General features: G+C 60.3%; 12 protein-coding genes and 1 tRNA gene. 9 read left to right on the forward strand and 4 right to left on the reverse strand.

Annotated features, from left to right (window positions below; genetic code table 11):
* Nucleotides 1–94: 94 nt before the first annotated feature.
* Complete coding sequence (locus L6D64_RS26230) at nucleotides 95–400, reverse strand: hypothetical protein (protein ID WP_176509499.1); 306 nt, start codon at nucleotides 398–400, stop codon at nucleotides 95–97.
* A 330-nt stretch (nucleotides 401–730) separates the two neighbouring features.
* Here L6D64_RS26230 and thrS point away from each other — a divergent pair, with 330 nt between their 5' ends.
* The 9 genes from thrS (at nucleotide 731) to L6D64_RS26275 (ending at nucleotide 8,222) form a co-directional block, all read left to right on the forward strand.
* Nucleotides 731–2,653 carry a threonine--tRNA ligase gene (gene thrS / locus L6D64_RS26235; protein WP_054887102.1) on the forward strand — a complete coding sequence of 641 codons (1,923 nt, stop codon included), beginning with the start codon at nucleotides 731–733 and terminating at the stop codon, nucleotides 2,651–2,653.
* Nucleotides 2,653–3,204, forward strand: a complete 552-nt coding sequence (gene infC / locus L6D64_RS26240) for a translation initiation factor IF-3 (RefSeq protein ID WP_176509498.1) — start codon at nucleotides 2,653–2,655, stop codon at nucleotides 3,202–3,204. The genes thrS and infC overlap by 1 nt, the downstream gene beginning before the upstream one ends.
* 61 nt (nucleotides 3,205–3,265) lie before the next feature.
* Nucleotides 3,266–3,460, forward strand: coding sequence for a 50S ribosomal protein L35 (gene rpmI / locus L6D64_RS26245; RefSeq protein ID WP_003250667.1), 195 nt, complete (start codon nucleotides 3,266–3,268; stop codon nucleotides 3,458–3,460).
* Between the two features lie 27 nt (nucleotides 3,461–3,487).
* Nucleotides 3,488–3,844, forward strand: coding sequence for a 50S ribosomal protein L20 (rplT, locus tag L6D64_RS26250; protein ID WP_003250671.1), 357 nt, complete (start codon nucleotides 3,488–3,490; stop codon nucleotides 3,842–3,844).
* A gap of 109 nt (nucleotides 3,845–3,953) precedes the next feature.
* Nucleotides 3,954–4,970, forward strand: a complete 1,017-nt coding sequence (gene pheS, locus L6D64_RS26255) for a phenylalanine--tRNA ligase subunit alpha (RefSeq protein ID WP_054887103.1) — start codon at nucleotides 3,954–3,956, stop codon at nucleotides 4,968–4,970.
* A 32-nt stretch (nucleotides 4,971–5,002) separates the two neighbouring features.
* Nucleotides 5,003–7,384, forward strand: a complete 2,382-nt coding sequence (gene pheT, locus L6D64_RS26260; protein WP_176509497.1) for a phenylalanine--tRNA ligase subunit beta — start codon at nucleotides 5,003–5,005, stop codon at nucleotides 7,382–7,384.
* Nucleotides 7,385–7,388: 4 nt separating this feature from the next.
* Nucleotides 7,389–7,691: an integration host factor subunit alpha gene (ihfA, locus tag L6D64_RS26265; protein ID WP_003250679.1), complete on the forward strand. Its 303-nt coding sequence runs from the start codon at nucleotides 7,389–7,391 to the stop codon at nucleotides 7,689–7,691.
* Complete coding sequence (locus L6D64_RS26270; protein WP_008100384.1) at nucleotides 7,672–8,028, forward strand: MerR family transcriptional regulator; 357 nt, start codon at nucleotides 7,672–7,674, stop codon at nucleotides 8,026–8,028. The genes ihfA and L6D64_RS26270 overlap by 20 nt, the downstream gene beginning before the upstream one ends.
* Nucleotides 8,029–8,145: 117 nt before the next feature.
* A tRNA-Pro gene (locus L6D64_RS26275) sits at nucleotides 8,146–8,222 on the forward strand.
* Between the two features lie 79 nt (nucleotides 8,223–8,301).
* Here L6D64_RS26275 and L6D64_RS26280 read toward each other — a convergent pair.
* Genes L6D64_RS26280 through L6D64_RS26290 form a run of 3 tightly spaced genes read right to left on the reverse strand, consistent with a single transcriptional unit; the run spans nucleotide 8,302 to nucleotide 9,952 of the window.
* The gene (locus L6D64_RS26280; protein ID WP_236192609.1) at nucleotides 8,302–9,465 is read right to left on the reverse strand and encodes a tyrosine-type recombinase/integrase; all 1,164 of its coding nucleotides are present in this window, start codon (nucleotides 9,463–9,465) and stop codon (nucleotides 8,302–8,304) included.
* Nucleotides 9,351–9,755, reverse strand: a complete 405-nt coding sequence (locus L6D64_RS26285) for a helix-turn-helix transcriptional regulator (RefSeq protein WP_225903899.1) — start codon at nucleotides 9,753–9,755, stop codon at nucleotides 9,351–9,353. The genes L6D64_RS26280 and L6D64_RS26285 overlap by 115 nt, the downstream gene beginning before the upstream one ends.
* Before the next feature lie 20 nt (nucleotides 9,756–9,775).
* A complete protein-coding gene (locus L6D64_RS26290) occupies nucleotides 9,776–9,952 on the reverse strand; it encodes a hypothetical protein (RefSeq protein WP_182408860.1) in 177 nt (58 codons plus the stop codon).
* Between the last annotated feature and the right edge of the window lie 91 nt (nucleotides 9,953–10,043).

A 10,043-nucleotide genomic window follows, 5' to 3' on the forward strand; every position in this document is an offset into this window, starting at 1 on the left:
CATCATAGTCTAATTCTGCGCATCTAGCGCCTTTTACCTTCGCAGGATATTGATCCACGGCAAATAATGCCGGGCCTGCTCTGGCTTTAAGGTTTCAGCCCTTCGGCGCGCAGCTCTGTTTCACCACGGTTTGCGCCTTCTGCATCAGCTTGGCATCGACGCCATCGTTGCTGTCCAGGTCGGCGATTTCCGCGTCGGTGAAATTCTTTTTGATCGCCTGGGCACCACAGTCGCAGTGCTTTTTCGCGGTGGCGGCGTCGACGCCTTGGCTGCTGGCGACTTGGGTGCACTGGGCCATGTAGCCGGCTTCCTTCCCGGCTGGGAAGTTGCCAGCGTTCGCAGCCACGGGCAGCAGCAGGGCGCCAGCGGCCGCCAGGGCCAGAAGAGACGGTACTCGCATAACCAGTTACTCCTTGGGTTAAGGTCTCATCAAGAGTAGGTTGCTTCCCAAGGTCTGATAGGGATTTTTCCGGGATAGTTCACCGAAGCGGTGTAATTTCCAAATATTTCTGCGGGCCACGCAACCCGCGTGCTAGCATGCCCGGCTTGCAGCAAGGCCCTTGCTGCGATGTTTTTTCTTTCCAGTCACTCTGGTTCGTCCCTGGCAAGCTCAAAGGCTTCTGCCACTGTGAGGCAGGCTTCCCCCAAGGGAAGGCAGGTCGGATCTTGTACTGGCTCATCCCAACCCACGTGACCTTTGGTAGGGGTCACCACTAGGAGAGGAGGCGCCATGCCCGTTATTACTCTTCCCGATGGCAGTCAACGTTCGTTTGATCACGCCGTATCCGTCGCCGACGTCGCCGCATCCATCGGCGCAGGCCTGGCCAAGGCCACCGTGGCCGGCAAGGTCGACGGCAAGCTGGTCGATGCCTGCGACCTGATCAACCACGACGCCACCCTGCAGATCATCACCCCTAAAGATGCAGAGGGACTGGAGATCATCCGCCACTCGTGTGCCCACCTGGTCGGCCACGCGGTGAAGCAGCTGTACCCGACCGCCAAGATGGTGATCGGCCCGGTGATCGACGAAGGCTTCTATTACGACATCGCCTACGAGCGCCCCTTCACCCCTGAAGACATGGCCGCCATCGAAAAGCGCATGATGGAGCTGATCGAAAAAGACTACGACGTGGTCAAGAAGATGACCCCGCGCGCCGAAGTCATCGAAGTGTTCAAGGCCCGTGGCGAAGACTACAAGCTGCGCCTGGTCGAAGACATGCCGGACGAGCAGGCCATGGGCCTGTACTACCACGAAGAATACGTCGACATGTGCCGTGGCCCGCACGTGCCGAACACGCGCTTCCTCAAGGCCTTCAAGCTGACCAAGCTGTCCGGCGCCTACTGGCGCGGCGATGCCAAGAACGAGCAGCTGCAACGCGTCTACGGCACCGCCTGGGCCGACAAGAAGCAACTGGCCGCCTACATCCAGCGCATCGAAGAAGCCGAAAAGCGCGACCACCGCAAGATCGGCAAGCAGCTCGACCTCTTCCACCTGCAGGAAGAAGCCCCGGGCATGGTGTTCTGGCACGCCAACGGCTGGACCGTGTACCAGGTGCTCGAGCAGTACATGCGCCAGGTTCAGCGCGTCAACGGCTACCAGGAAATCAAGACCCCGCAGGTCGTCGACCGCATCCTCTGGGAGCGCTCCGGCCACTGGTCGAACTACGCCGAAAACATGTTCACCACCTCGTCGGAAAGCCGTGACTACGCTGTCAAGCCGATGAACTGCCCGTGCCACGTGCAGGTGTTCAACCAGGGCCTGAAGAGCTACCGCGACCTGCCGCTGCGCCTGGCCGAGTTCGGTGCCTGCCACCGCAATGAGCCTTCCGGCGCGCTGCACGGCATCATGCGCGTGCGTGGCTTCGTGCAGGACGACGCGCACATCTTCTGCACCGAAGAACAGGTGAAGAAAGAAGCCGCCGACTTCATCAAGCTGACCCTGGACGTGTACAAGGACTTCGGCTTCACCGACATTGCCATGAAGCTGTCCACCCGCCCGGCCAAGCGTGTCGGCTCCGAAGAGCTGTGGGACCGTGCCGAAGGCGCGCTGGCCGACGCCCTGAACGAGTCGGGCCTGGAGTGGGAATACCAGCCGGGCGAGGGCGCCTTCTACGGCCCGAAGATCGAGTTCACCCTGCGCGACTGCCTCGGCCGTAACTGGCAGTGCGGTACCCTGCAGTATGACCCGAACCTGCCAGAACGCCTGGATGCCAGCTATATCGCCGAAGATAACAGCCGGGTTCGCCCCGTCATGCTGCACCGTGCGATCCTCGGTTCGTTCGAACGCTTCATCGGCATGCTGATCGAGCACTACGCTGGCGTGTTCCCAGCGTGGCTGGCACCGACCCAGGCGGTGATCATGAACATCACCGACAAACAGGCCGATTTCGCCCTCGAAGTGGAAAATGCCCTGAACGGTAGCGGTTTCCGTGCCAAGTCGGACTTGAGAAATGAGAAGATCGGCTTTAAAATCCGCGAGCATACTTTGCTCAAGGTCCCGTACCTTTTGGTTATAGGGGACCGTGAAGTCGAAACACGAACCGTCGCTGTGCGTACTCGCGAAGGCGCAGACCTGGGCTCCATGCCCGTCGCCCAGTTCGTTGAGCTTCTGACACAAGCGGTTTCCCGGCGTGGACGCCAAGAATCGGAGTAATGACTATTAAGCGTGAAATGAGAAACGATAAGCGTGCTGTACCGAAGGCCCCGATCAACGAGAATATCTCGGCCCGCGAGGTTCGGTTAATTGGCGCTGATGGCGAGCAGGTTGGCATCGTCTCGATTGATGAAGCGCTTCGTATCGCTGAAGAAGCGAAGCTGGATCTGGTGGAAATCTCTGCAGACGCGGTACCGCCTGTCTGCAAGGTGATGGACTACGGCAAGCACCTCTTCGAGAAGAAGAAGCAGGCTAACGAAGCCAAGAAAAACCAGAAGCAGATCCAGATCAAGGAAATCAAGTTTCGTCCAGGGACGGAAGAAGGGGATTACCAGGTAAAACTACGCAACCTGGTACGTTTCCTTACCGATGGGGACAAGGCCAAGATCTCTCTGAGATTCCGCGGCCGTGAGATGGCCCACCAGGAGCTGGGCATGGAGCTGTTGAAGCGGGTCGAAACCGACCTCGCCGAATACGGCACCGTTGAGCAGCATCCTAAGATGGAAGGACGCCAGCTTATGATGGTCATCGCCCCCAAAAAGAAGAAGTAATCTCCCGGGCACGGCAGGCCTGATGATTATTGTGTAATTTTATCGAATGCGGAGTTCCAACATGCCAAAAATGAAAACCAAGAGCGGTGCTGCGAAGCGCTTCCTGAAGACCGCTTCCGGCTTCAAGCACAAGCACGCTTTCAAGAGCCACATCCTGACCAAAATGTCGACCAAGCGTAAGCGTCAACTGCGCGGTGCCAGCCTGCTGCACCCGTCTGACGTGGCAAAAGTCGAGCGCATGCTGCGCGTACGTTAATTCTGGTTTAGATAGAGGAAGTTACTCATGGCTCGTGTTAAGCGTGGCGTCATCGCTCGTAAGCGTCACAAGAAAATTCTGAAACTGGCTAAAGGCTACTACGGTGCACGCTCGCGCGTATTCCGCGTTGCCAAGCAGGCTGTCATCAAGGCAGGTCAATATGCCTACCGTGACCGTCGTCAGAAGAAGCGTCAGTTCCGCGCACTGTGGATCGCTCGTATCAACGCCGGTGCCCGCACCAACGGTCTGTCCTACAGCCGTCTGATTGCTGGCCTGAAAAAGGCTTCGATCGAAATCGACCGTAAGGTTCTGGCCGATCTGGCAGTGAACGAAAAAGCGGCGTTTGCTGCGATTGTCGAGAAAGCTAAAGCCGTTCTGGCTTAAGTACCCGCGACAATCACCCGGCGGCGCTAGCGGCGCCGGGCATTGAACGTCATCGATAGGGGAAGAGCCTTCAAAGCTCTTCCCCTATTTTCGTATCTGGAGTCTGTACATGGAAAACCTGGATGCGCTGGTCTCCCAAGCCCTAGAGGCCGTCGAGCGCGCTGAAGACATCAATACCCTGGAACAGATCCGGGTTCAGTACCTCGGCAAGAAGGGTGAACTGACTCAGGTGATGAAGACCCTGGGCAACCTGCCAGCCGACGAGCGCCCGAAAGTCGGCGCGCTGATCAACGACGCCAAAGAGCGCGTCACCGTCGTGCTCAACGCACGCAAGGCCGCCTTTGAAGAGGCCGAGCTCAGCGCTCGCCTGGCCGCCGAATGCATCGACGTGACCCTGCCAGGCCGTGGCCAGACCACCGGCGGGCTGCACCCGATCACCCGTACCCTCGAGCGCATCGAGCAGTTCTTCACCCACATCGGCTACGGCATCGCCGAAGGCCCCGAGGTCGAAGACGACTACCACAACTTCGAAGCGCTCAACATCCCCGGCCACCACCCGGCCCGGGCGATGCACGACACCTTCTACTTCAATGCCAACATGCTGCTGCGCACCCACACCTCGCCGGTGCAGGTGCGGACCATGGAGTCCACCCAGCCGCCGATCCGCATTGTCTGCCCGGGCCGCGTGTACCGCTGCGACTCGGATATCACCCACTCGCCGATGTTCCACCAGGTCGAAGGCCTGCTGATCGACCGCGGCATCAACTTCGCCGACCTCAAGGGCACCATCGAAGAATTCCTGCGGGTGTTCTTCGAAAAGGAACTGGCCGTCCGCTTCCGCCCGTCGTTCTTCCCCTTCACCGAGCCGTCCGCCGAAGTCGACATTCAGTGCGTGATGTGTTCCGGCAAGGGCTGCCGCGTGTGCAAGCAGACCGGCTGGCTGGAAGTCATGGGCTGCGGCATGGTGCACCCGAACGTGCTGCGCATGTCTGGCATCGACCCTGAAGAATTCCAGGGCTTCGCCTTCGGCATGGGCGCCGAGCGCCTGGCCATGCTGCGCTATGGCGTCAACGATTTGCGTCTGTTCTTCGATAACGACCTGCGGTTCCTGGCGCAATTCCGCTAGGCCCCATCGACGCACTTTTCCAGGAGAACAGCATGAAATTCAGTGAACAGTGGCTGCGCGGTTGGGTAAACCCGCAAGTCTCCCGTGACGAACTGGTCGCCCGCCTGTCCATGGCCGGCCTCGAAGTCGACAGCGTGACCCCCGCTGCCGGCCAGTTCAGCGGCATCGTCGTGGGCGAGATCCTCGCCACCGAACAACACCCGGACGCCGACAAGCTGCGCGTGTGCCAGGTGAGCAACGGCCAGGAAACCTTCCAGGTCGTGTGCGGCGCGCCTAACGCCCGCCCAGGCATCAAGATCCCGTTCGCCATGATCGGCGCCGAACTGCCAGGCGACTTCAAGATCAAGAAGGCCAAGCTGCGCGGCATCGAGTCGTTCGGCATGCTCTGCTCGGCCGCCGAGCTGCAGATCAGCGAAGAGAACGACGGCCTGCTGGAACTGGCCGCCGACGCCCCGGTGGGCGAAGACATCCGCCAGTACCTGAGCCTGGACGACGCCAGCATCGAGATCGGCCTGACCCCGAACCGCGGTGACTGCCTGTCCATCGCAGGCCTGGCCCGCGACGTCAGCGCCCTGTACGACACCCCGGTCACCCGCCCGGTGGTACCCGCCGTTGCCCCGGCCCACGACGAAGTGCGCCCGGTCGAAGTCAGCGCCCCGGCGGCCTGCCCACGTTACCTGGGCCGCGTCATCCGCAACGTCGACCTGAGCAAGCCAACCCCGCTGTGGATGGTCGAGCGCCTGCGCCGCAGCGACGTGCGCAGCATCGACGCCGCCGTCGACATCACCAACTACGTGATGCTCGAACTCGGCCAGCCGATGCACGCCTTCGACCTCGCCGAAATCAACGGCGGCATCCGCGTGCGCATGGCCGAAGAGGGCGAGAAGCTGGTCCTGCTCGACGGCCAGGAAGTGGCCCTGCGTGCCGACACCCTGGTGATCGCCGACCACACCCGCGCCCTGGCCATCGCCGGCGTCATGGGTGGCGAGCACAGCGGTGTGAACACCGAAAAAACCCGCGACCTGTTCCTCGAAAGCGCCTTCTTCGAGCCGATCTCCGTCGCCGGCAAGGCCCGTTCCTACGGCCTGCACACCGATGCCTCGCACCGCTACGAGCGCGGCGTCGACTCGCAGCTGGCCCGTGAAGCCATGGAGCGCGCCACCCAGCTGATCCTCGACATCGTCGGCGGTGAAGCCGGCCCGATCGTCGAAGCCGTCAGCGAACAGCACCTGCCAAATGTCGCCCCGGTCACCCTGCGCGCCGACCGCATCACCCAGATGCTCGGCATGGAGATGGACCCGGCCCAGGTCGAGCAGCTGCTCAACAACCTTGGCCTGGCTACCAAAGCTAGTGGGGCAGGGCAGTGGACTGTAGAAGTCCCAAGCCACCGCTTCGATATCAGCCTGGAAGTCGACCTGATCGAAGAGCTGGCCCGCCTGTACGGTTACAACAACCTGCCCGTGCGCTACCCCCAAGCCCGCCTCGCGCCGCAAGCCCGCCCGGAAACCCGCGGCGAGCTGCCAAACCTGCGCCGCCTGCTGGTCGCCCGCGGCTACCAGGAAGCCATCACCTACAGCTTCATCGACCCGAAGCTGTTCGAGCTGTTCAGCCCAGGCGTCGAGCCACTGCTGCTGGCCAACCCGATCTCCAACGACATGGCCGCCATGCGCGCCTCGTTGTGGCCAGGCCTGGTCAAGGCCCTGCAGCACAACCTCAACCGCCAGCAAGACCGCGTGCGCCTGTTCGAAAGCGGCCTGCGCTTCGTCGGCCAGCTCGGTAACCTGCAGCAGCAGCCAATGATCGCCGGCGTCGTCACCGGCAGCCGCCTGCCAGAAGGCTGGGCTAACGGTCGTGACACCATCGACTTCTTCGACGTCAAGGCCGATGTCGAAGCCCTGCTGGGCTACAGCGGCGCCCTGAGCGACTACACCTTCGCCGCCGGCAAGCACCCAGCCCTGCACCCTGGCCAGACCGCTGTGATCCAGCGCGACGGCAAGGACGTCGGCTACCTCGGCGCCCTCCACCCAGAGCTGGCCAAAGCCCTGGACCTGGACCGCCCGGTGTTCGTCTTCGAGCTGGTGCTGGGTGATGTGGTCGAAGGCCGCCTGCCGAAATTCAGCGAACTCTCCAAGTTCCCGGAAACCCGTCGCGACCTGGCCTTGATCGCCGGACGTGATGTGGCGTCTCAAGACGTGCTTGAAGTAATTCGTGACAATGCAGGCGAATGGCTCACAGACCTCAGGCTGTTTGATGTCTACCAAGGTAAAGGCATTGATCCTGATAGAAAAAGCCTTGCCGTTGGCTTGACCTGGCAGCATCCATCGCGCACTCTTAACGACGATGAGGTGAACACTACCCTGCAAAACATCCTCACCTCGCTCGAACAAAGGTTGAACACCACGTTAAGGAAATAACGGCATGGGTGCTCTGACGAAAGCTGAGATGGCCGAAAGGCTGTACGAGGAGCTGGGGCTTAACAAGCGTGAGGCCAAGGAGCTGGTCGAGCTGTTTTTTGAAGAAATTCGGCACGCACTTGAAGAGAACGAGCAGGTCAAGTTGTCCGGTTTCGGCAACTTCGACCTTCGCGACAAACGCCAGCGGCCGGGCCGCAACCCCAAGACAGGGGAAGAGATCCCGATCACCGCACGGCGCGTCGTCACCTTTCGTCCAGGGCAGAAGTTGAAAGCCCGGGTTGAGGCCTATGCTGGAACCAAGCCATAACGACGAACTGCCCCCCATACCGGGCAAACGCTACTTCACCATCGGTGAAGTGAGCGAGTTGTGTGCCGTAAAGCCACACGTGCTGCGGTATTGGGAGCAGGAGTTTCCTCAGCTCAACCCTGTGAAGCGGCGGGGCAACCGGCGGTATTATCAGCGGCAGGATGTGCTGATGATCCGCCAGATCCGCGCCCTGCTGTATGACCAGGGGTTTACCATTGGCGGGGCGCGGTTAAGGCTCTCCAGTGATGAGGTGAAGGATGAATCGAGCCAGTACAAGCAGCTGATTCGGCAGATGATTGTCGAGTTGGAGGATGTGTTGGTGGTGTTGAAGAAGTGACTCTGGTTTTTTTCTGATAAGTGGAAATTTTGTTGAGAAAAAGGTTTCATTTATCAGGAGGTTAGGGTACATTCTTCAACGTTCTCGGCAGGATTGAGAACATGCTTCAAGCCCAGTCGGGGCGTAGCGCAGCCCGGTAGCGCACTTGCATGGGGTGCAAGGGGTCGAGTGTTCGAATCACTCCGTCCCGACCATATATTTCAATGACTTAGGCCATTTCCGAAAGGGGTGGCCTATTTCATGTGCGTGACTTTTGCGTGACTTCTCAGGTTTTTAAGCCTGTCTCCTCTTCAAAATGGTCAGCACCGGCCCACGCGAATCCGTCGCTGAAACTTTGTTTGCCGCCTCTATCAACTGTCCCAGCTCCGCGCCAGAATAGTGGCTGGTCACGCTGCCGTTCTTGTGGCCAAGTAGCGACTTCCGATCTTCCTCTGTTACACCTGCTGCTTTCAGGCGTCTGCCGAAGGTGTGCTTTAAGTCGTGAACCCTGATGGAAGCGAACCCAGGGTGTGCTGGCCTCAGATTTTGCTCCTGCCAGAGCTTTGCCGCGCGCACCCTCGCTTTCTTCCAGGCCGAGTCGTTCATCCTGTGCATTCCGGTGCCGTTATAGGGAAACACCCATTCCCGGCTGATCCCGCGCTGCCCGTCGATGATCGACTTTGCCACGCTATTCAACACCACCAGACGCTCGTCTCGGTTCTTCACGCCTGAGTTCTCGTGCCGTCCCCCGAAATCGGCAGGTATCAGGAAAACGCTGGTGCCCAGCTCGGGTACCGAAATCTCCCAATCCCACCTCAGTTTGCAGACCTCCTGCTCGCGGCAGCCCGTGTTCACCTTGAACAGGGCCATCTTGTGCAGATGCTCCGGCAACTCCCCAAAGAGAATCGACTGCTCATCCCAGGACATCGGGTAGGGCTTTCGACTGGCTCTCTTCTCCTCCAGCTTGGCCAGCAGCGGAATGCTGTCGAGCCAGGGCCTGCGCTCTTCATCCCGCCATTTCCGGCAAGCCAGAGACAGAACGCGAATCACCCGCTCGATCGCAATGTTCACCGTCCGGTTGCTGACCGCCTTCCTCACTTTCCCATTCGGCAAATCTTCGTCCGTCTGCCGGTCCCGAATGAACGGGGCCAGCGCCTGGTCGTCAATGTGCGTCAGCGGCAGGTCGCCCAGGTATGGATCAAGTTGCTGGAGGCACAGGGCAGTCAGCTTGATTGACGGCTGATCCTTGTGCTCAAGCAGGTACCTGGTAGCCGCCTCCCGGAACGTCCGAACCTGCCGAACACCATACACTTTGCGCTGGCGGATCTGCTCGAGTCGGTGGATCAGGTACTTTTCCGCTTCCGCCCGGTCACAAGTTCCAGTGCTTTCGTAAAGTCTCTCGCCGTTGATCCTCTTGTCGATGTGCCAGATGCCGTTCCTTTGGGAAAGGCCTGTGATTGTCTTTCGCGCCATCCCTTATCTCCTGATGGGCGCTCGCTGCCGGGTGATTGTCGTCCCTGAGCGCCTTCTTTCGCAATTGCCATGGCCTGGATGTAGTCGTTCACCCAGGCGTCCAGTTCTTCCCGGTCAAAGCCGATGCCGCGCTCCCCGATGGGGAACTCGCTGACATGCGGCCTGACGGTCTTGTTGAATTCGGATCTGCACATGCCGAGGTAGTGAGGGGCATCGCCGGCACGGATGATGCGCGGCTGAATGCGTGCGGCCGGTGCCGCGCTGGCGTTTGCCATGGTGTTCTCCTGCGGCCTCCTCAGGCCAAGAAGTGGTGCCCGACCTTCGCCGCGCGGGCGGCTTCCTCGGTGCGGAACATGAGTTCGGTTTTGCCTGGGCGGCCTTCTGATTCGTACTCGGCCGACACCCACCAGTGACCAAACTTGCGGTACGGCTCGCCGAGGATCTTCGTGACGTAGCAGTCGATCAGGTTCATGGATGACTCCCTGCTCAGTCCCAGCTGAGCTTCGCCGGTGTGGGCGGAATGGTTTCGAGGCTGGACAGGTTGAGCAGGGTGAAGTACCCGC

Origin of the sequence: Pseudomonas urethralis (assembly GCF_021602465.1) — a bacterium.
Taxonomy (GTDB): Bacteria; Pseudomonadota; Gammaproteobacteria; order Pseudomonadales; family Pseudomonadaceae; genus Aquipseudomonas; species Aquipseudomonas vlassakiae.